This is a genomic window from Olsenella uli (genome assembly GCF_016899935.1).
Taxonomy (GTDB): Bacteria; Actinomycetota; Coriobacteriia; order Coriobacteriales; family Atopobiaceae; genus Thermophilibacter; species Thermophilibacter uli_B.
Window position 1 is genome coordinate 220,986 of record NZ_JACJJK010000004.1, and the last position, 19,313, is coordinate 240,298.

A 19,313-nucleotide genomic window follows, 5' to 3' on the forward strand; every position below is an offset into this window, starting at 1 on the left:
CAAGGAGGGCCCGTGCCCAGCCCAGACAACACGCCCGAACCACAGCGCCCGGGCGGGCCCGGCCTCCCCGGCGGCCCGTCCCGCACCAGCGCCATCACGACGATGCTCGTCGTGGCGATCGTGGTCTACCTCGTCTACTCGATGGGCTCCTCGTTCAGGGGGCAGACCCAGTCAACCGAGGTCCTGCCCACCAACGAGTTCGTGTCCGCCGTCGAGCAGGGCCGCGTCCACGACGTCAACTACAAGACCTCCGACGGCAGCGTCACCGGCTCGCTCTGGACGAGCGCGGCCGACAAGGGCGACGAGGAGAAGCTCGTCCCCTACCAGAGTGTCTACGTGGGCTCGGACTCCCTGGCCGAGCTCATGGCCCGCTACCCCACGGTCACCTACGAGATCGACACGAGCTCCGGCGACCTGCTCGAGACCATCATCGTCTCCGTGGTCCCCACGCTGCTGCTCGTGGGCGTCTTCGTCTACTACATGAGCCGCATGTCCAACCAGCAGGACAAGACGATGTCCTTCGCCAAGACCAAGGCCCGGACGGTGGAGAGCGAGCGCCCCAAGGTGACCTTCGCGGACGTCGCGGGCATCGACGAGGCCGTCGAGGAGCTGCAGGAGGTCCGCGACTTCCTCTCCGACCCCGAGCGCTACCACCAGATGGGCGCACGCATTCCGCGCGGCCTCCTGCTGGTGGGCCCGCCGGGCACCGGCAAGACGCTGCTCGCGAAGGCGGTGGCCGGCGAGGCGGGCGTGCCGTTCTTCTCGATCAGCGGCTCTGACTTCGTGGAGATGTTCGTGGGCGTGGGCGCCTCGCGCGTGCGCGACCTCTTCAAGCAGGCCAAGGAGGCCGCCCCCTGCATCGTCTTCATCGACGAGATCGACGCAGTGGGCCGTCAGCGCGGCGCCGGCCTCGGCGGCGGCCACGACGAGCGCGAGCAGACCCTGAACCAGCTGCTCGTGGAGATGGACGGCTTCGAGGACAACTCGTCGGTGATACTCATCGCCGCCACCAACCGGCCCGACATCCTCGACCCGGCGCTGTTGCGCCCCGGCCGCTTCGACCGGCGCGTGACCGTGGACCGTCCGGACGTGGCGGGCCGCGAGAAGATCCTGCGCGTGCATGCCAAGGGCAAGCCCGTCTCGGATGACGTGGACTTCGCACGGCTGGCCAAGGTGACGCCGGGCTTCACGGGCGCCGATTTGGCCAACCTCATGAACGAGGCGGCCCTTCTCGCCGCGCGCCGCCACAAGTCGACGATCGATCCCCCCGAGGTCGAGGAGGCCATGGAGCGCGTGATGGCCGGCCCCGAGCGCAAGAGCCGCGTCATCACCGAGGGCGAGCGTCGCGTGATCGCCTACCACGAGTCCGGCCACGCCCTGGTGGGCCACGTGCTGGAGAACTCCGACCCCATCCACAAGATCAGCATCGTGAGCCGCGGCCAGGCCCTCGGCTACACCATGCAGATTCCCGAGGAGGACCACTTCCTGGAGACGCGCGACGGCATGCTCGACCAGATCGCGGTGCTGCTGGCCGGCCGCACGGCCGAGGAGCTCTTCTGCGACGACGTCACCACCGGCGCGAGCAACGACCTCGAGCGGGCCACCAAGCTCGCGCGCACGATGGTCACGCGCTACGGCATGAGCGAGGAGCTGGGCGCGCAGGTCTTCGGTGAGGCGCAGCACGAGGTCTTTCTCGGCCGCGACTACGCCGACCACCAGGACTACTCCGCCGAGACCGCCAAGCGCATCGACGACGAGGTGGAGCGCATCATGCGCGAGGGCCACGGGCGCGCCCGAGCGGTCCTGGACGCCCGACGTGGCCAGATGGACACCATGGCGCGCGTGCTCCTGGAGCGCGAGACCGTGGAGGGTGCGGCGGTCGACGCGCTGCTCGACGACCGCTGGGACGCCTACGCTGCGGGCGAGAAGAACGACGGGGCGGCGGACGCCGCCGGAGAGGAGTAGCCATGTCCATCAACGAGAAGAGCCGCGCGTACGGCGCGCAGAAGTCCTCCATCCGCGAGATCTCCGCGTACGCCGGCGCCCGCAAGGCCGAGATTGGGGCCGAGAACGTCTTTGACTTCTCGCTGGGCAACCCCTCGATCCCCGCGCCGGACGCCGTGCGCGCCTCCATCGAGCGCGCGCTTGCGCTGCCGGCCACGCAGCTCCACGGCTACACGCCCGCAAACGGCCTGCCCGCTGCGCGCGAGGCCGTGGCCGCGAGCCTGACGCGCCGCTTCGGCGACGGCGCCGCGCGTACCGACGACCTCTACCTCACCTGCGGCGCGGCCGCCTCGCTCTCCATCACGTTCCACGCGATCGTGAACCCCGGCGACGAGGTCATCGTCATCGCGCCGTACTTCCCGGAGTACCGCGTCTGGATCGAGACTGCCGGCGCCGCCTGCGTTGAGGTGCTCGCGGACCCCGCCACGTTCCAGGTTGACGTGGCCGCCGTGGCTGCCGCGATCACGCCGCGCACCAAGGCCGTGGTCATCAACTCGCCCAACAACCCCGTGGGCTCGGTGTACTCGCGCGAGAACCTCGGCGCGCTGGCCGCCGCGCTGCGCGACGCCGGCGAGCGCCTGGGCACCACCATCTACCTCGTGGCCGACGAGCCCTACCGCGAGATCACCTACGGCGCGGAGGTGCCGTGGGTGCCGGCCGTCTACGACCGCACGATCGTGTGCTACTCCTACTCCAAGAGCCTCTCGCTGCCGGGCGAGCGCATCGGCTGGGTGCTAGTGCCGCCGACCAACCCCGAGCACGACGAGCTGCTGCTCGCCGTTGCCGGTGCGGGCCGCAAGCTGGGCTTCGTCTGCGCGCCGGCGCTCTTCCAGCGCGTGCTCATCGACTGCGTGGACTGCCCGAGCGACGTCGCGGCCTACGCGGAGAACCGCCGCGCCCTCACCGAGGGCCTCGGCCGCCTGGGCTACGAGTTCATCGAGCCCGAGGGCGCGTTCTACCTGTGGGTCAAGGCGCTCGAGCCGGACGCCGAGAAGTTCTTCGAGCGCGCGAAGGCCCTCGAGCTGCTGCCCGTCCCGTCCGACTCCTTCGGCTGCCCGGGCTGGGTGCGCGTGGGCTACTGCGTCTCCCACGAGACGATCGTCAACTCCCTGCCCGCCTGGGAGCAGCTCGCCGCCAGCTACCGGTAGGTGGAAAAGGGACAGTCCCTTTTCCACGTCTCGCACGAGGGGGAGCCATGCTGCAGAACCGCTGCGACGTCCACACCCACACGCTCTTCTCGCGCCACTCCTACTCCACGGTGCGCGAGAACGTCCTCGCCGCCCGCGACGCCGGGCTCGAGCTCCTGGGCGTGGCGGACCACTTCAGCGACATGCTCTACCCGAGCGCGGACCTCACGCACGCCGACGTCCGTGACTACCAGCACTTCGTCAACGCCGTCGCGTGGCCCCGGACCTGGGAGGGCATCCGGCTGCTGCGCGGCGCCGAGGCGGACGTCCGCACGCTGGACGGACGGCTCTTCGGGCAGGACGTCGCGCTCCACCGCGACCTCATCGGCATCCCGCTCGACGGGACGGAGACGCTCTACGACCGCGTGGTCGCGAGCTGCGACTACGTGATCGCGAGCGTCCACTACCGCGAGTTCGCCCGCGACGCCACCGTCGCCCAGGGGACCGAGATGTACCTCGGCGCGCTCGAGCAGCCCAAGGTGCTCGTGCTCGGGCACACCGGGCGCGCCGGCGTGCCGTTCGACGTGCCCGAGCTCGTGGGGGAGGCGGCCCGCCAGCACAAGCTCGTGGAGATCAACGCGCACAGCCTCGAGCTGCGCCGCCGCGAGGGCCGCACGTGGCGGACCTGCCGGGCCATCGCCGAGGCCTGCGCGGAGCTGGGCTGCCAGGTCGCCGTCAGCAGCGACGCGCACGTCTGCTGCGACGTCGGCTCGGTCGCGCCCGCGCTGGAGATGCTCGAGGAGATCCACTTCCCGCAGGAGCTCGTGGCCACGCGCTCGGCCGAGGCGTTTCTCGCCGCGATGGCCGCCGCCGGGCTCGACGTGCCAAGAGCCTAGACCGCCGACGCCCTGAACCCCGAAGGCCCTGCCGAAAGGAGCCCCATGCCCGACACCCGCGAGCTGCGCCTCGTCTCCTGGAACGTCAACGGCCTGCGCGCCGTCATGAAAAAGGACCCCAGCTTCACCGACGTGGTGGAGGCAACGGGCGCCGACGTCTTTGCCGTCCAGGAGACCAAGCTGCAGGAGGGCCAGATTAGCTTGGACCTGCCCGGCTATCACCAGACCTGGAGCTACGCCGAGCGCAAGGGCTACTCCGGCACGGCCGTCTTCTCCCGTGAGGAGCCGCTGCAGGTGATCAACCACATCGGCGCGCCGGCCGCCGACGACGAGGGCCGCGTCTGCGCGCTCGAGTTCCCGAGCTACTGGTTCGTGGACGTCTACACGCCCAACGCCCAGAACGAGCTGGCGCGCATCGACACGCGCCTGGCCTGGGACGCGGCCTACCGCGAGTTCCTCTGCGGCTTGGCGGCCCAGAAGCCGGTCGTGACCTGCGGCGACTTCAACGTGGCCCACAACGAGATCGACCTTAAGAACCCCGGCCCCAACCGCGGCAACGCGGGCTTCTCCGACGAGGAGCGCGAGAGCTTCACCCGCCTGCTCGACGCCGGCTTCACCGACACCTTCCGCGCGCGCCACCCGGACCTGGCCGGCGCCTACAGCTGGTGGAGCTACCGCTTCAACGCACGCAAGAACAACGCCGGCTGGCGCATCGACTACTTCCTCGTGAGCAACGACATCGCGGACCGCGTGACCGGCGCCTCGATCCTCTCCGAGGTCTACGGCTCCGACCACTGCCCCGTCGAGCTCACGATCGAGCTCTAGCGGCGGCGAGAAGGGCGACGGCCCGGCGCCCGCTCAGAAGTCGAACGCCGCCGCGATGTCGCAGGCGCACACGAGGTCCGCGGCGCCGTCCTGCGGCGTGCGCTCGCGGTTGACGATCACGAGGTCGTTGCCGCCGAAGTAGTTGACGAGCCCGGCCGCCGGGTACACCACGAGCGACGTCCCGCCTATGACGAGCAGGTCGGCCCTCTCGATCGCGTTCACGCTGGCGAGAAGGACGCGCTCGTCGAGCTGCTCCCCGTAGAGCACCACGTCCGGCTTCACGAGGCCGCCGCACTTCTCGCAGTGCGGCACGCCCTCGGTCGCGAGCACCCACTCGGCCGAGTAGGTCTCGCCGCAGCGCGTGCAGACGTTGCGGTGGACGGAGCCGTGCAGCTCGTGGACCACGCGCGAGCCGGCCGCCTGGTGCAGACCGTCGATGTTCTGCGTGACCACGGCGGCGAGGTGCCCCTCGGCCTCGAGCTCGGCGAGCTTGACGTGCGCGCGGTTGGGCCGCGCCGTGAGGCAGATCATGCGCTCGCGGTAGAAGTCGTAGAACTCCGCCGTGTGCGTCACAAAGAAGTCGTGCCCGAGCATCTCCTCCGGCGGGTAGGCAAAGTGCTGGTGGTAGAGGCCGTCGGCGCTGCGGAAGTCGGGGATGCCGCTCGCCGTCGAGACCCCGGCGCCGCCAAAGAAGACCGCCCTTCTCGCCCGCGAGAAGAGACCTCTGAGCTCGCGTGCCGCCTCCGCCGGATCCGTGACCGTGCGTCCCATGTCCTCGCCCCCAAACATGCCTAAAAGGGGTCAGACCCCTTTTAGGCAACTTTACAAGGAATATCCTAGCTTCGTATGGGGAATAAGAAAACCTATCGACCAAAAAGGAGGCGCGATGGAGCCCCTGCGCAACAACGTCCTTGACTGCGCCCTCGTCTTCGAGGGCGGCGGCTACCGCGCGGCGTACACCTGCGCGTTCGCCAACGTCCTGCTCGAGCAGGGCATCTACTTCGACTACGTCTGCGGCCTCTCCGCCGGCGCCAGCAACTCCGTCAACTACCTCTCGCGCGACCGCAAGCGCGTGCGCGAGGCCTTCATGACCGACGGCCCGGCCCGCCGCCTCGTGGGCCTGCGCTCGTTTTTGCGTGGGCGCGGCTACTTTGACGCGGACGCGCTCTATGAGGGCGCGCTGCGCGACGGCACGCTCCGCTTTGACTGGGACACGTTCGCCGCCAACCCCGCCCGCCTGCGCATCCAGGCCTTCGAGCGCGACACCGGCCGCACGGTGCGCTTTGGCCGCGAGGACATGACCGACCCCCTGCGCATGATCGACCTCGTCCGCGCCAGCTCCACGCTGCCCGGCATGATGAAGCCGCTCGAGGTGGACGGCCGCGTCCTCATGGACGGCGGCCTGGGCACGGGCGCTGGCATCCCCCTGTGCATGGCCGAGGACGACGGCTTCGAGCGCTTCGTCTTCGTCGCCACGCGCCCGCGCGGCTACCGCAAGAAGGAGCCCGGCGCGCGCGACACGCAGATGTTCAAGGCCGTCGCGCGCGACTACCCCTACCTGCGCAAGGCCCTGCTCACCCGCTGGGAGCGCTACAACGCCGCGCTCGACCACGTGGAGGAGCTGGCCGAGAAGGGCCGCGCGCTCGTCATCTACCCGGACGAGATGCCCGTCGAGAACGCCACCGTCAGCCCGCGCCGCCTCGCGGCCGCCTACGACGCCGGCCACGCCCAGTACCTGCGCGAGATGCCGCGCGTGCGCGAGTTCCTGTTCGGCGCCCCCGACGCGGGCCCCCGCCCCGAGGACCCGGACGAGGGCACGGGCTACATCACGCTCGGCTAGGCTGGGGGCGCACGTCCTTCTCGCCCGGCGGCCGTCGCGTGGGTACAATGGGGCGAGAAGAACCCGCCCTCGAGGAGGACCCGCATGCTCAGAGAGAACTACGCAACCTGGCGCTGCGGCGCGCACGAGATCTCGCTCGCGCGCCCGCGCATCATGGGCATCCTCAACGTGACGCCCGACTCCTTCTCCGACGGCGGGGAGAACCTCGACCACAAGACTGCCATAGCGCGCGGCCTGGCCATGCTCGACGAGGGCGCCGACATCATCGACGTCGGCGGCGAGTCCACGCGCCCCGGCCACACGCCCGTGAGCTCCAAGGAGGAGGCCGAGCGCGTGGTGCCGGTGGTGCGCGCGCTTGTGGAGGCCGGCGCCGTCGTCTCCATCGACACCCGCCACGCGGACGTGGCGCGCATGTGCGTGCGCCTGGGCGCCGCGATCGTGAACGACGTCTCCGGCTTCACGGACCCCGAGATGGTGGCCGTCGCCGCCGACACGGACTGCGGCTGCGTCGTCGTGCACTGGAACCAGGGCGGCCTCGGCACCCGCGTCGCGCGCCGCCAGGTGCTGCTCGACGAGTCGCGCCCCGCAGGCAGCGCGCTGCCGCGCCCCGTGACCTCCCAGCACCGCTTCACCCTGCCCGACCAGGCGCCGATCATGCGGCAGGTCATGGGCTTTCTGGGCGACCAGGCCCGCACCCTGATGCGCGCCGGCGTCTCGCGCGACCGCCTCTGCATGGATCCGGGCGCCGGCTTCGACAAGTACGCGGACGAGGACGTGGTCATCCAGCGCGCCACGCGCTCCATGTCCTCGATGGGCTATCCGCTCATGTGCGCCGTCTCGCGCAAGCGCTTCGTGGGCGCGCTCTCCGGCACGGACGAGCCCGCCGCCCGCGACGCGGCGACGGCCGGCGTCTGCATCTCCGCTATCGAGAACGGCGCCCGCATCCTGCGCGTCCACGACGTCGCGGAGATCTCGCGCGCCGTGAACGCCTACTGGGCCGTCTCGCACAAGGACGCGCGCCAGGGCTTTGTGAGCCTGGGCTCCAACGTGGGCAACCGCGTGGCCAACCTCGCGCGCGCCGCCCAGCTCATCGACGAGATCCCGCTCACCTGCGTGGTCAGCGTGAGCCACGCCTACGAGACCGAGCCCGCCTACGGCATCGCCACGCCGGTGGCCAACGCCGTGGCGGAGATCCGCACCGAGCTGCACCCGCTCGTGCTGATGGACCGGCTGCTCGAGGTGGAGGACCGGATGGGCCGCATCCGCGCGGACGCCGCGACGCGCGACCCCAAGAAGCCGGGCACCGGCCCGCGCACCATCGACTGCGATCTCGTCTGGGTCGAGGGGGAGTCCCACGCCGGCGCGCGCCTCACGTTGCCGCACCCCCGCCTCGGCGAGCGCGACTACGTGATCGTGCCGATGGAGGACCTGATGCACGACCCGGAGCGCTTCCTCGCGCACGCCGGCGTTCCCGTGACCCCGCGCGACGACCGCGTGGGCCACGTCACGGCCGACCTGGGGGAGGTCGCGTGGGAGTAGCGGCGTTCACGGTCCGGCCGACGGTGCCGATGGGCCACGTCACGGGCGTGCCGTACCTGTGCGCGCTCGCGGCGGCGGAGGCGCTCGGCGCGCGGCTGCGCTGGCCGCACGAGGTGGTGGGCGCGGACGGGGAGCTGCTCGCGCGCGTCCGGTCCCGTGCCGGCTACGACGAGGGCGGCGTCTTCGTGACGTGCGAGATCGCGCCGCAGGGCGAGAAGGACCTCGACGTCGCGGCGCTCGAGGGCGCGGCGCGCGCCCGCGTGGACGCCTGGGCCGCCGACGTCGCCGCCGGGCGCGCCGCGGCGGGCCCGCTCGCGCCGGTGCTGGGCGACTACTTTAACGCCCTGCTCGGCATGGGGGAGACGTTCGAGGTCGTGCGCGGCGGCCGCGTGATCGGCCGGGGGACGCTCGCCGGCGTCGACGTCTGGGGCCGCGCGACGGTACGCCTGGAGGGCGGCGCCCAGGAGCTGGAGATTGCCCCCGAGCAGGCCGCGCTGCGCGCCGTCTAGCGCGCGTCCTTCTCGCCCCGGTCGCGCTCCCCGAGCCAGATCTCGCGGATGCCGCGCAGCGTGAGGTCGGGGTCAACGGCGTCGAAGAGGTCGGTCGCCGCGCTCACCGTGCGCGCGAGGCCGCCGGTGCCCACCACCGTCGCCTTCGGCGCGCCCAGCTCCGCCTTGATGCGCGCCACGAGCCCCTCGGCCTGCGCCGCCGCACCGATCACGAGGCCCGACTGCAGCGCCGCCTCGGTGGAGTCCCCGAGCGCGCGCTCGGGCGCCTCGATCGGGATGCTCGCCAGCTTGGCCGCGCGCGAGAAGAGCGCGCCCGCCGAGAGCATGAGGCCCGGCGAGATGGCGCCGCCGCGATAGCGGCCGTCCGCGTCCACGACGTCGATGTTGGTGGCCGTGCCAAAGTCCACCACGATGACGGGCGCGCCGTAGGTGCTGCGCGCGGCGATGGCGTTGGCGATGCGGTCCGCGCCCACCTGGCGCGGGTCGGGCATGGCGATCTCCATGCCGTAGGGGCGCCCCGCGCTTACGACGGTCGGCTCGTGGCCGAGGTGCGCCTCCAGGCAGCGGCGCCAGGCGCGCTCGAGCGCGGGCACCACGCTCGCCACGCCCGCGTCGGTGACGTCGGCGAGCGCGAGGCCGTCCTTGGCGAAGTAGCTCCAGAGCCGCGCGTGCAGCGCGTCGGAGGTGTCCGTGGCGTCCGTTGCCATGCGCCAGCCGCGCACCAGCGCACCCCCCTCGTCGAAGAGGCCGAGCGTGGACTGCGTGTTGCCGACGTCGATGGCAAGAAACACGGGGCACCTCCGGTGGGTCGTCCTTCTCGCCCCATCTTACGCGCAAATCTCCACAGACGCATCACGGGCGTTCTGATACAATCCAACGGCTGTTGTGTCTTGGTCGGAACCAAGACGAGCCCCCGCCCTGGTCGGAAACCAGGGCCGAAGAAGAGGAGTCCTGCCATGAAGCAAGGTATCCACCCCGAGTACGTGGAGTGCCAGGTCCGCTGCTCCTGCGGCAACACCTGGACCACCCGTTCCACCAAGAGCGAGATGCGCGTCGACCTCTGCGACAAGTGCCACCCGTTCTACACCGGCACCCAGAAGCTCGTTGACACCGGCGGCCGCGTCCAGCGCTTCGCCGACAAGTTCGGTGGCGCCGCTGCCGCCCAGCTGAAGAAGGCCGAGGAGGCCAAGGCCGCCCGCGCCGCCAAGGCTGCCGAGGAGGCCGCCGCCAAGAAGGCCGCCAAGGAGGCCAAGGCCGCCGAGAAGGCCAAGCGTGCCGCCGAGTACGCCAAGAAGGCCGAGGCCGAGGCTGCCGCCGCCCCCGCCGAGGAGCCCGCTGCCGAGGCTGCCGCCGAGACCACCGAGGCCGACGAGTAGCGCCCGGACATCACGCACGTCGAGGCGCCCCCGCGAGACCGTCGCGGGGGCGCCTTCGTGTCTCGGGAGCAGGTTCTTCTCGGCCGCTACGCGACGTGCGACAGCGAGAACGTGTCGGTGTAGGAGGCCGTCCGCTCGTAGGGGATGAAGAGGAACGAGTCGTCGTAGCTGTACGAGGAGGCCAGCTCGGCGACGGCCGCGCTCGGGTCCTGCGCGGTGCCAAAGCGGAGCGTGAGCGTGGAGGTGCCGCCCACGTCCTCGGGCAGCGTCGCGACGAACACGAGGCCCTCCTCGTCGTCGGACTCCAGCCGCGCGGTGAACGCCACGCCCTCCAGCGCGAGGTCGCCCTCGCAGGAGGCCGCGTCGCCCGACGGGTTGACGTGGTAGTGCGCGACGCCGCTCACGGTGCCGGAGAGCGTGACCGCGTCGCCGTCGGCGCTCGTGCCCTGCACCTCCACGCTGAGCCCGGCCTCGCGCGCCGCCAGGCACTTGTCGCCCTCGGTCTGCTGGCTCTGGAACGCGCCCGTCCACGTGCCGAGAAGGGCGTCGAGGTTGCGCTCGCGGGCGCCGTCGGACGCCTCGACCGCCGAGACGGACCACTGGCCGTTGGTCTGGCTGAACGAGAAGGTCACGCTCAGGCGGCACTCGTAGGACTCGAACGTTCCCGCGCGCACGCACGCGACCTCGAGCGCGTCGGTCTGGGCGCCCTCGTCGAAGGCCTCCTCCTCGACCGTGACGTCGGCGCCCGCGTAGAGCTCGGCCAGGGCGGGCTCCGTCCCGTCGGCCTCGTCGGCGCGCGCGAGCAGCAGGTGGACGTTGTTCAGCACCTTCTGCTGGTCCACGCCCGTCGTCGCGCGCCAGCTGACGCCCTCGTCGTCAATGCCGGGCAGCAGGCCCCACGTCCCGTCGACGAGCGCGTAGGAGAGCGTCGCGCCCCGGCTCGCGCTCACGCCCTGGCCTGCGTAGGTGACCACCACCTCGGCAGTGGCGTAGCCGGAGGCGCCGAAGCGGGGCTCGGTCCCCTCGGGGGCGCTCTGGGAGCGGCGGACCGAGCGCACGTCCACGTCCTGCACGACGAGCGAGGCGTCGGTCCCGTAGGTGCCCCCGGAGTGCTCGGGCGCCTCGAGGGCGGCGCGGGCGTCCGCGGCGATTGTCGCCTCGTCGGGCACCGCGAGCGCGTTGAAGAGCGCAAGGCCGAGAAGGGCCACGGCGGCGCAGGCCACGAGCGCGAGCGCGACGGCCGCCGCCCGGTGGCGGCGCGCCAGGTCGGCGAGCAGCGCCGCCCGCCCGCGCACGTAGCCCGCGACCGTGCCCGCGACGTCGCGCAGGCGCGTCTCGCCGGCGCCCTCGGGCGCGGCCGGGCGCGGGGCCGTGGCCTCGACGGGCGGCCGGCGCTCGGTCGAGCCGGAGCCGTCGAGCTCGGCGGTGGGCTCGGAGATCTCCGCAGTGGGCTCGGCCGACTCGTCGGCCCTCTCGGCGACCTCGTCCTTCTCGTCCCGCTCGGCCTGCTCGCGCTCTGACATGGTGCCTCCCTGGATTCGCGTGCCCCCAGTGTCTCACACCGCGCCCTCGGGTATGATAGAAAGGCTGAAGACAACGCAGGGAGTGAACATGCGAGACAAGCTGCTCAAGATCATCCAGGCCTACGAGGAGCTGGAGAAGCGCCTCATGGACCCGGCCGTGGTCTCCGATCCCAAGGAGTACGCGCGCCTGGCCAAGGAGCACGCCGGCCAGGCGGAGCTCGTGGCCCGCGCCCGCGAGTACCTCGGCGCGCTCGACGACATCGAGGCCGCCAAGGAGATGCTCCACGAGGCGGACGCCGACGAGAAGGCCATGCTCCAGGAGGACATCGCCGCCAACGAGGAGAAGCTCCCCGCCCTGGAGGAGGACATCAAGTTCCTGCTCATCCCGGCCGATCCCAACGACGACAAGGATACGATCGTGGAGATCCGTGCCGGCGTCGGCGGCGACGAGGCGGCCATCTTCGCGGGCGACCTGTTCAAGATGTACGAGCGCTTCTGCGAGCATCGCGGCTGGAAGGTCGAGGTGCTCTCCTCGAGCCCGTCGGAGGCCGGCGGCTTCAAGACCATCGAGTTCAAGGTCTCCGGCGACAAGGTCTACTCCGTGCTCAAGTTCGAGTCCGGCGTTCACCGCGTCCAGCGCGTCCCCAAGACCGAGAGCCAGGGTCGCATCCAGACTTCCACGGCCACCGTGGCGGTCCTTCCGGAGGCGGACGAGATCGACATCCAGATCGACCCCTCCGACCTGCGCATCGACACCTACTGCGCGTCCGGCCCCGGCGGCCAGTGCGTCAACACCACCTACTCGGCCGTGCGCATCACGCACCTGCCGACCAACACCGTGGTGCAGTCGCAGGACCAGCGCTCGCAGATCCAGAACCGTGAGGTCTGCATGCAGATGCTGCGCGCCCGTCTCTACGAGATGGAGCTGGAGAAGCAGCAGGCCGAGCAGGGGGCCGAGCGCCTCTCGCAGATCGGCCACGGCAACCGCTCCGAGAAGATTCGCACCTACAACCAGCCGCAGGATCGCGTGACCGACCACCGCATCGGCTTCAACGGCACCTACAACGGCGTGCTTCTGGGCGACACGCTCCCGAGCGTGATCGAGGCCCTCGCTGCCGCCGAGCGCGCCGAGAAGCTCTCCCAGGTGGCATAGGCGCCTGCGGGCTCCGGAAAAGCCGGTCGGGGCGCGGTCTGCCCTGCAAAACGGGCTCTCGTGTGATGTTTTTCGACGCTCGGATGCAAAACGGCCGCTCGTGTGATGGCTTTTTGGCCGGTTTCGGGAAAGAGATTCAACTTATGATAATCTTTCCTGCGGTTTTGTCCGGGCGCCGCGCGTCTGGTCCGGATTTGGCGCGAAAATCTCATCACACGAACGGTCGTTTTGCTTCTCGATCCGTCATTTCGTAGCACGAGAGGCAGTTTTGCACGATGCCCGCGCGCCGCGACGCCCTGCGGCGAGGCTATGATGCAGTGAACGACGGAAGGCGGGAGGAGAAGATGCCGCAACAGGAGCCCTGGACCATCAAGCGCGTCCTCGACTGGACGAGCGGCTACCTCGGGCGCAGGGGGGACGAGCACCCGCGCCTCTCCGCCGAGTGGCTGCTCGCCGCCGTCACGGGGCTCACGCGCGTGGAGCTCTACGTCAACTTTGACCGCCCGCTCCAGCCGGGTGAGCTCAACGAGATGCACGCCGCCATCGAGCGGCGGGCGGCCGGCGAGCCGCTGCAGTACGTGACCGGCGAGATGCCCTTCCGCCACATCGTACTGCGCTGCGAGCGCGGCGTGCTCATCCCGCGACCCGAGACCGAGGTGCTGGTCGACGCGGCACTCGAGGGCGTGGACGCGGCGGCGGGCGAGGGGGACGTGCGCGTGCTCGAGGTGGGCACGGGGACGGGCTGCATCGCCCTCTCGATCGCCTCGGAGCGCCCCGGGACGCTCGTGACGGCGACCGACCTTTCGCCGCGGGCCATCGAGCTCGCGACCCGCAACCGCGAGGCGCTCGGGCTCGACGATGCCGTCGACGTCGTGGAGTGCGACCTCGCCTCGGGCGTCGACCCCAAGCTCATGGGCACGTTCTCGGTGCTCGTCTCCAACCCGCCCTACATCCCCACGCGCGTGCTGGCCGACGAGGTCCCGGCCGAGGTCCGCGACTTCGAGCCCGAGCTCGCGCTCGATGGCGGCTCGGACGGGCTGGACGTCTTCCGTCGCCTGCTCGACCTCGCGCCCGAGGCCCTGGCGCCCGGCGGCATGCTCGCGGTCGAGCTCTTCGAGGGCGCCCTCGACGCCGCCGCGGGCCTCGTGCGCGAGCGCGACGACTGGGCGTCGGTCGAGGTCCGCGAGGACCTCACGCACCGTCCGCGCGTCCTGGTCGCCGTAAGGGAGGCCTGAGCCATGGGATCCGTTCTTCTCGCCAGCCAGTCGTCCCCCGAGCCCGGCGCGGTGTCGCGCGTCGCGGCCGTGCTGCGCGACGGGGGCGTCGTCGTGCTGCCCACCGACTCCGTCTACGGCATCTGCTGCGCCGCCACGGCGGGCAACCCCGCCCACGGGCGCATCTTTGACGTCAAGCGCCGCGACCGCGCGCAGACCCTGCCGTGGTTCGTTTCCGATGCGGACGACCTCGCCCGCTACGGCCGGGACGTGCCCGCGTGGGCGCTGCGTCTCGCCGAGCGCCTGTGGCCGGGCGCCCTCACGATCGTGGTGCGCGCGTCGGATGCCGTGCCGCCCGAGTACGCCCAGCCGTCGCCCGACGGCCCCACCGTCGCCCTGCGCGTGCCGGACTCCGAGCTGGACCGTGCCGTCGTGCGGGCGGTCGGCGCGCCGCTCGCCCAGACGAGCGCCAACGCGCACGGCCGGCCCGCCGCCGTCGACGCCGCCGGGCTGGACCCCGTCATCGCGGCCGCCGTCGACCTCGTGGTCGACGCGGGCGCGGCGCCGGTCGGCGTCGCCTCCACGATTGTGGATGCCACCGGCGGCGAGCCGCGCGTCCTGCGCGCCGGGGCGCTCACCGAGGCCGAGGTTCTTCTCGCCGCGCGCTGAGGTCGCGCCCCGCGCGCGTGGTACCCTAGTGCGTGTGCCCTGCAGCCCCGGCCAGGAGGAGATTCCATGCGCATCGCCATCGCGTCAGACCATGCGGGCTTCGTCCAGAAGGACCCCCTCGCGGACTACCTGCGCTCCCGGGGCCACGAGGTGATCAACTGCGGCCCCGCGACCGACGACCGCTGCGACTACCCCGACTTCGCCGACCGGGTCGCCCGTCTCGTCGCGCGCGGCGAGGCCGACCGGGGCGTCCTCATCTGCGGGACCGGCATCGGCATCGCGATGACCGCCGACAAGGTCGCCGGCGTCCGCGCGTGCCCCATCCAGACCGTCGAGTTCGCCCGGCTCTGCCGCGAACACAACGACGCCAACGTCATCGGGCTCTCGGGCCGCTTCGTCTCGCTCGAGGACAACGAGGCGATCCTCGACGCCTTTCTCTCCACGGAGTTCGAGGGCGGCCGCCATGCCGGCCGCGTCGCCAAGATGATGCGCGAGGACGACCCGGCCTTCGCGGGCGTCCCGCTCGACTCTGGGATGTAGCGCCGTCACGCGCCCCTCGGGGCGAAACGAGAAGGAGGCCCCATGACCTACGAGCACCTGAGCGCGTCCGATCCGGAAGTCTTCGCCGCAGTGGGGGACGAGCTGCGTCGCCAGCGCTCCTCGATCGAGCTCATCGCGTCGGAGAACTTCGTCTCTCTGGCGGTGATGGAGGCCGTTGGGTCCCCCCTCACCAACAAGTACGCCGAGGGCCTGCCCGGAAAGCGCTACTACGGCGGCTGCTGGGCCGTCGACGTGGTCGAGGACCTCGCCCGCGAGCGCGCCAAGAGGCTCTTCGGCGCGGGCTTCGTCAACGTGCAGCCGCACTCCGGCGCCCAGGCCAACTACGCCGCCCTCGCGGCGCTGGCCGCCCCCGGTGACACCGTCATGGGCATGGCGCTCGACAACGGCGGCCACCTCACGCACGGCTCGCCGGCCAACTTCTCCGGCAAGCTCTACCACATCGTCTCCTACGGCGTGGACGCCCAGACCGAGCGGATCGACATGGACGCCGTGGAGGCGCTCGCCCGCGAGGCGCGCCCCAAGGTCATCATCGCCGGCGCCTCGGCCTACCCGCGCATCATCGACTTCGAGCGCTTCGCCGAGATCGCGCACGCCGTGGGCGCCTACCTCATGGTGGACATGGCCCACATCGCCGGCCTTGTGGCCACCGGTCGCCACCCCAGTCCCGTGCCGCACGCGGACGTGGTGACCTCGACCACGCACAAGACCCTGCGCGGCCCGCGCGGCGGCCTCATCCTCTGCAACGACCCCGACCTCGCCAAGAAGGTCGACTCCGCCGTCTTCCCCGGCAGCCAGGGCGGCCCGCTCGAGCACGTGATCGCCGGCAAGGCCGTGGCCTTCGGCGAGGCGCTCGCGCCGGAGTTCGCCGACTACACGGACGCGATTCTCGCCAACGCCCGCGCGCTCGGGCGCGGCATGGAGTCGCGCGGCCTGCGCCTGGTCTCCGGCGGCACGGACAACCACCTGCTGCTCGTCGACCTCACGGCCGCCGGCGACGTCACCGGCCGCGACGCCGAGCGCGCGCTCGACGGCGTGGGGATCACGGTCAACAAGAACACGATTCCCGGCGAGGTTCGCTCGCCGTTCGTCACGAGCGGCATCCGCGTGGGCTCGGCGGCCGTCACCACGCGCGGCTTCTCCGAGCGCGAGTGCGAGCGCGTCGGCGAGCTCATCGGCGACGTCGTGACCAACCTGGGCTCCGAGGACGTCCTCGACCGCGTCTCCTTCGAGGTCCGCGAGCTCCTTGACGCCCACCCCCTCTACCCCGAACTTGCCTAAAAGGGGTCAGACCCCTTTTTAGCAACTTTGCGAAAGGAAGCAGCCATGGCAGAAGCGTTCGACCCCACCCGGTTCACGGTCATCGACCACCCGCTCGTCCAGCACAAGCTCCACATCCTGCGCGACAAGGACACCTCGACCAAGCAGTTCCGCGAGCTGGTGAACGAGCTCGCGATCTTCGAGGGCTACGAGGCCATGCGCGACTTCCCGCTCGAGGACGTCGAGGTGGAGACCCCGCTCGAGACCACCACGTGCAAGCGCCTCGCGGGCAAGAAGGTCGCCATCATCCCGATCCTGCGCGCGGGCATGGGCATGGTCGACGGCCTGCTCCAGCTCGTGCCGTCCGCGCGCGTGGGCCACGTCGGCATGTACCGCGACCCCGAGACCCACGAGCCGCACCAGTACTACTGCAAGTTCCCAGACGACATCCAGAACCGCACCTGCCTCGTCGTGGACCCGATGCTCGCCACGGGCGGCTCGCTCACGGCGGCCATCCAGTTCCTGCGCGACGCCGGCGTGCGCGACATCCGCTGCCTCACGCTCGTCTCCGCGCCCGAGGGCGTGCGCGCCGCGCTGGACTTTGACCCGGACATCCGCCTCTACACCTGCGCGCTCGACCGCTGCCTGAACGACCACGCCTACATCCTGCCCGGCCTCGGCGACGCCGGCGACCGCATCTACGGCACCAAGTAGGGCGGGGCTGGGGCGGCTTCCGGGAATTGACGTCCTTGTCGCAGGGCGTTCTAGAAAACACCGCCCTTGTCGCCAGATTTCTAAAAAATGGGGGCCTTGCGCGCGAGAAGAACCTCGCACGTGCGCAAGGTCCCCAATTCTTAGAAGCTCACGTGTCAACCCCGGCAATTGCTAGACGCGCGGGCGACAAGGACGCCGTTTCGCGGAACGCGGGATCATCCCCCAGCCCCTCGGGAATGTGGTGATTTCGTGCCTCGGGACCCCCGCATGGGGCATACTTTCCCCGTCAGAAAACGCGCGTATAACGGTTCAGCGCGGGGCGCCCCTGCCTCGCGCTTTTTTGTTGCGCGCACGTCGAGAGGAGTCCCCACTTGCAGTACCACATGCGCCTTCCCCGCGGCAGGCGGGAGTTCTGCCTGTTCATGGCCATCGTCTCGGTGATCTCGGTCAACATCATCGCGCCGGTGATCACCTGCTTCGAGATGGGCTTCTCGCTCGAGTCGTGGGCGGCGGCGCTCCATGCCATGCCCTTCGTCTGGCTTGCCGTCATCGCCTGTGTGCTCGCCACGTACTATCCCGCCGAGTGGGTCACGGCGCGCTTCCTGGAGGAGGACGACTCCTACAACGCGCACATCCTCGTGAACATCCTCGCCACCGTGTGCATGATGTCGGTCATTCTCACCGTGGCGGCGCCCTGGATCGCGGCGGGGCACGTCTCGCCGGAGCCCGTCGAGCACTTCTTCTTCCGCTGGCCGCGCAACTTCGCGGTCTCCTTCGCCGTGGAGGCCCTGGTGGCGCAGCCGATCGCTCGTGCGGCCATGAACCGCCTGCACCTCATGCTCGACGCTCGCGGCGCCAATATGTCCGCTTCGTTGCGCGACTGTGATGAATCCGGCGTCGAGCGGCAGACGGCTTGACCTTACGGCCGGGCGCGCTAGACTTCTCGTGTCCTTGATTCGCTCGGACGGGAGGCGATGGAGCTTGGAGCCTCAGGTTGCCGTCGTCGCCGGCGTGCTCTTTGGCCTGCTGGGCTGCGTTGCCCCGGCCGTCCTGTTCGAGCGGGCTCTGAGGGGGAGCCGCGCGGTCTCGCTGGCCGCGGGGCTCGCGGCGGTGGCCGTGTCGTTTCTTACGCTTACCGTCGTCCTGCTCGTGGTGTACACTGCCACGAACGCGGGCTTCTTGGAGTTCGGTTGTGCGCTGGTCGCCGCGTTCCTGCTCTTCTGGGGCGTCGAGGCGATACGGGGCTGGAGGGCGGCCAACGGCCACGCTCCGCATAGAGGGGAAGGATGATCTTGAATCCTCTGGACAGCCTGGGAGACGAGGTCAACGAGCTCGTTTCGAGCTTCACGTCTCAGCCGATCGCGGGGTCGCTCGACACCGTCGGCTTCACGCAGTACTCGTTCTGGTTCGCCGTCGCGGTCGTGCTCATGCTCGTCGCGCTCTTCGTCTTCAAGAAGAAGCAGTCCGCGAGCCTCGTGCCGCAGGGCGTCTTCGTGAACGGCATGGAGTACCTCGTCGAGTTCGTCCGTGACGACATGTGCAAGGGCCTGCTCGGCGACTCGTGGAAGAGGCACTTCCCGTTCATCGCCACGACCTTCCTCGTGGTGCTCGCCAACAACATCGTGGGCATCATCCCGGGCTGCAAGCCGGGTACCGGCACCATCTCCACCACCGCCGCGCTCGCGCTCTGCTCGTTCGTCTACTTCATCGCGTGCGGCATCAAGAAGAAGGGCGCGCTCGGCTACGCCAAGAGCCTCGCGCCGGCGGGCGTGGCCTTCCCGCTCAACGCCCTCGTGTGGCTGATCGAGGTCTTCTCCACGATCCTGCGCCTCATCACCCTCGCCGTCCGACTCTTCTGCAACCTTTTCGCGGGCCACGTGGTCATGGGCACCTTCGCGATTCTGGCCTCGCTCTTCTTCGAGCCCATGGTGCAGGCCTTCTCGGTCGCCACCGCCGTGCAGGCGGGCGCGTCGGTCCTGTGGGTGGGCATCCTGCTCGTCATCTACGTCGTGGAGATCATGGTGGCCGCCATCCAGGCCTACGTCTTCGCGCTTCTCTCCGCCGTCTACATCCAGATCGCCGAGTCCGAGGAGGAGTAGGCGAGAA

Annotated in this window: 20 protein-coding genes; 17 read left to right on the top strand and 3 right to left on the bottom strand. The window is 70.5% G+C overall.

Annotated elements, in window-relative coordinates; genetic code table 11:
* Window positions 1-12 precede the first annotated feature (12 nt).
* Genes ftsH through H6A07_RS05315 form a run of 4 tightly spaced genes read left to right on the top strand, consistent with a single transcriptional unit; the run spans window position 13 to window position 4,852 of the window.
* On the top strand, window positions 13-1,965 hold the full coding sequence (gene ftsH, locus H6A07_RS05300; protein ID WP_342636564.1) for an ATP-dependent zinc metalloprotease FtsH: 1,953 nt from the start codon (window positions 13-15) through the stop codon (window positions 1,963-1,965).
* 2 nt (window positions 1,966-1,967) lie between these two features.
* On the top strand, window positions 1,968-3,152 hold the full coding sequence (locus tag H6A07_RS05305) for a pyridoxal phosphate-dependent aminotransferase (protein ID WP_204813886.1): 1,185 nt from the start codon (window positions 1,968-1,970) through the stop codon (window positions 3,150-3,152).
* A 47-nt stretch (window positions 3,153-3,199) separates the two neighbouring features.
* Window positions 3,200-4,027: a PHP domain-containing protein gene (locus tag H6A07_RS05310; protein WP_204813887.1), complete on the top strand. Its 828-nt coding sequence runs from the start codon at window positions 3,200-3,202 to the stop codon at window positions 4,025-4,027.
* Window positions 4,028-4,072: 45 nt separating this feature from the next.
* The gene (locus H6A07_RS05315) at window positions 4,073-4,852 is read left to right on the top strand and encodes an exodeoxyribonuclease III (RefSeq protein WP_204813888.1); all 780 of its coding nucleotides are present in this window, start codon (window positions 4,073-4,075) and stop codon (window positions 4,850-4,852) included.
* Window positions 4,853-4,885: 33 nt separating this feature from the next.
* On the opposite strand, the gene H6A07_RS05320 is transcribed toward H6A07_RS05315, so the two are convergent.
* Window positions 4,886-5,623, bottom strand: coding sequence for an NAD-dependent protein deacylase (locus tag H6A07_RS05320; RefSeq protein ID WP_204813889.1), 738 nt, complete (start codon window positions 5,621-5,623; stop codon window positions 4,886-4,888).
* A 115-nt stretch (window positions 5,624-5,738) separates the two neighbouring features.
* Between H6A07_RS05320 and H6A07_RS05325 the strand changes: the two genes are divergently transcribed.
* The 3 genes from H6A07_RS05325 to H6A07_RS05335 all read left to right on the top strand — a co-directional run bounded on the left by H6A07_RS05325 (window position 5,739) and on the right by H6A07_RS05335 (window position 8,740).
* Window positions 5,739-6,692: a patatin-like phospholipase family protein gene (locus H6A07_RS05325; RefSeq protein ID WP_204813890.1), complete on the top strand. Its 954-nt coding sequence runs from the start codon at window positions 5,739-5,741 to the stop codon at window positions 6,690-6,692.
* Window positions 6,693-6,776: 84 nt separating this feature from the next.
* Complete coding sequence (gene folP / locus H6A07_RS05330) at window positions 6,777-8,231, top strand: dihydropteroate synthase (protein ID WP_204813891.1); 1,455 nt, start codon at window positions 6,777-6,779, stop codon at window positions 8,229-8,231.
* Window positions 8,222-8,740, top strand: coding sequence for a hypothetical protein (locus H6A07_RS05335; RefSeq protein WP_204813892.1), 519 nt, complete (start codon window positions 8,222-8,224; stop codon window positions 8,738-8,740). Before folP ends, H6A07_RS05335 begins: the two co-directional genes overlap by 10 nt.
* On the opposite strand, the gene H6A07_RS05340 is transcribed toward H6A07_RS05335, so the two are convergent.
* Complete coding sequence (locus H6A07_RS05340; protein WP_204813893.1) at window positions 8,737-9,531, bottom strand: type III pantothenate kinase; 795 nt, start codon at window positions 9,529-9,531, stop codon at window positions 8,737-8,739. The two genes, H6A07_RS05335 and H6A07_RS05340, sit on opposite strands and share 4 nt — an antisense overlap.
* Before the next feature lie 165 nt (window positions 9,532-9,696).
* Here H6A07_RS05340 and rpmE point away from each other — a divergent pair, with 165 nt between their 5' ends.
* Window positions 9,697-10,116, top strand: a complete 420-nt coding sequence (gene rpmE / locus H6A07_RS05345; protein ID WP_204813894.1) for a 50S ribosomal protein L31 — start codon at window positions 9,697-9,699, stop codon at window positions 10,114-10,116.
* 86 nt (window positions 10,117-10,202) lie between these two features.
* Here the strand turns inward: rpmE and H6A07_RS05350 are convergent, their stop codons facing one another.
* Window positions 10,203-11,639 carry a hypothetical protein gene (locus H6A07_RS05350; RefSeq protein WP_204813895.1) on the bottom strand — a complete coding sequence of 479 codons (1,437 nt, stop codon included), beginning with the start codon at window positions 11,637-11,639 and terminating at the stop codon, window positions 10,203-10,205.
* An 88-nt stretch (window positions 11,640-11,727) separates the two neighbouring features.
* Here H6A07_RS05350 and prfA point away from each other — a divergent pair, with 88 nt between their 5' ends.
* The 9 genes from prfA (at window position 11,728) to atpB (ending at window position 19,306) form a co-directional block, all read left to right on the top strand.
* The gene (gene prfA, locus H6A07_RS05355; protein ID WP_204813896.1) at window positions 11,728-12,792 is read left to right on the top strand and encodes a peptide chain release factor 1; all 1,065 of its coding nucleotides are present in this window, start codon (window positions 11,728-11,730) and stop codon (window positions 12,790-12,792) included.
* Window positions 12,793-13,136: 344 nt separating this feature from the next.
* A complete protein-coding gene (gene prmC, locus H6A07_RS05360) occupies window positions 13,137-14,027 on the top strand; it encodes a peptide chain release factor N(5)-glutamine methyltransferase (RefSeq protein WP_204813897.1) in 891 nt (296 codons plus the stop codon).
* A gap of 3 nt (window positions 14,028-14,030) precedes the next feature.
* Window positions 14,031-14,675, top strand: coding sequence for an L-threonylcarbamoyladenylate synthase (locus H6A07_RS05365; RefSeq protein ID WP_204813898.1), 645 nt, complete (start codon window positions 14,031-14,033; stop codon window positions 14,673-14,675).
* A gap of 66 nt (window positions 14,676-14,741) precedes the next feature.
* The gene (rpiB, locus tag H6A07_RS05370) at window positions 14,742-15,215 is read left to right on the top strand and encodes a ribose 5-phosphate isomerase B (RefSeq protein ID WP_204813899.1); all 474 of its coding nucleotides are present in this window, start codon (window positions 14,742-14,744) and stop codon (window positions 15,213-15,215) included.
* 42 nt (window positions 15,216-15,257) lie between these two features.
* On the top strand, window positions 15,258-16,514 hold the full coding sequence (gene glyA / locus H6A07_RS05375; protein ID WP_204813900.1) for a serine hydroxymethyltransferase: 1,257 nt from the start codon (window positions 15,258-15,260) through the stop codon (window positions 16,512-16,514).
* A 45-nt stretch (window positions 16,515-16,559) separates the two neighbouring features.
* Entirely contained in the window at window positions 16,560-17,207 is a 648-nt protein-coding gene (gene upp / locus H6A07_RS05380) for a uracil phosphoribosyltransferase (RefSeq protein WP_204813901.1), read from the top strand.
* Window positions 17,208-17,578: 371 nt separating this feature from the next.
* A complete protein-coding gene (locus H6A07_RS05385; RefSeq protein ID WP_204813902.1) occupies window positions 17,579-18,124 on the top strand; it encodes a hypothetical protein in 546 nt (181 codons plus the stop codon).
* Between the two features lie 64 nt (window positions 18,125-18,188).
* The gene (locus H6A07_RS05390; RefSeq protein WP_204813903.1) at window positions 18,189-18,497 is read left to right on the top strand and encodes a hypothetical protein; all 309 of its coding nucleotides are present in this window, start codon (window positions 18,189-18,191) and stop codon (window positions 18,495-18,497) included.
* A gap of 2 nt (window positions 18,498-18,499) precedes the next feature.
* Window positions 18,500-19,306: a F0F1 ATP synthase subunit A gene (gene atpB, locus H6A07_RS05395; protein WP_204813929.1), complete on the top strand. Its 807-nt coding sequence runs from the start codon at window positions 18,500-18,502 to the stop codon at window positions 19,304-19,306.
* Window positions 19,307-19,313: the final 7 nt, after the last annotated feature.